A 997-nucleotide genomic window follows, 5' to 3' on the forward strand; every position below is an offset into this window, starting at 1 on the left:
GGGCCGCGGCCAGCGCCTCCGCGTCCGGGCGCGGGGCGAGGGCGTCGGCGGCCTGCGCCAGCAGCGGCGCCAAGGCCTCCACCTTGTCGGGATATTGCTCGCGCAGGATCTCCATGCGGTCGTGGATCGAGACCACCAGCGCCAGCAGGTTCATCAGCCGCCCGTGCAGCAGCCGCAGCCGGCGGTTGGAGAGCCGCACGCCCGCGTCGTCGAAGGCGGCGTGCACCCGGAGCCCGTCGAGCTTCAGCACGGCGGACACCATGGCCCGCCGGTCGCGCATGGCCTGCGTCCGGTCGGGCCGGCCGCGCAGCGTGTCGGCGGCGAAGGCCATGACGGCGCCGACCGCGGCGCCCGTCGCGCGCTTCAGCGCGTCGGCGGCGGTCTGGGGAAACAGGGTCTGGCTCAGGACGGTCGCGGCGACGATGCCGACGCAGATCTCCGCGCCCCGGTCGAGCGCGGCGAGGAACACCGCCTGCGGCGCGTCCACATTGGGGAAGGCGATGATCGCGACCGTGTAGCCCGACAGCAGCGCCCCATAGGCGGAAGGGGCGTCGCGCATCAGCACCGAGACGGCGACGCAGGCCCCGATCCAGAGCGAGGCCGCGCCCACCATCAGCTCCGGCGTCTGGGCGAACAGGCCGGCGAACAGCACCGCCACGCTCGCGCCCACCACCGTGCCGACGATGCGGAACAGCGACTTGGACAGCACCATGCCCGCGAGCGGCTGGGAGACGATGAACACCGTCATCATCGAGGTCGCGGCCTGGGGCAGGTTGATGGTGAAGGCGGCGTAGGCCGCAAGCAGCGCCGCCGCGGCCGTGCGCAGCGCGAAGACGAGCTTGGCGGAGGCGAGCGCGTTCATGCGCCGCCCCGGCGCTCGGCGCGGTCGGTCAGGCGGGCGAACACCGACAGGCAGGCCTCGAGCTCCGCCGGCGACACGCCCTCCGTCAGGTCGGCGCAGGCGGCGCGCACCGTGGCCTGCAGGCGGTCGGTCAGC

General features: G+C 74.3%; 1 protein-coding gene. It reads right to left on the reverse strand.

The window, feature by feature from the left end; translation table 11 throughout:
* The coding region (locus tag ACFQ4O_RS17810; RefSeq protein WP_378777750.1) for an FUSC family protein at positions 1–862 on the reverse strand (862 nt) is incomplete at its 3' end.
* Between the last annotated feature and the right edge of the window lie 135 nt (positions 863–997).

Origin of the sequence: Methylopila musalis (genome assembly GCF_042679725.1) — a bacterium.
GTDB lineage: Bacteria > Pseudomonadota > Alphaproteobacteria > Rhizobiales > Methylopilaceae > Methylopila > Methylopila musalis.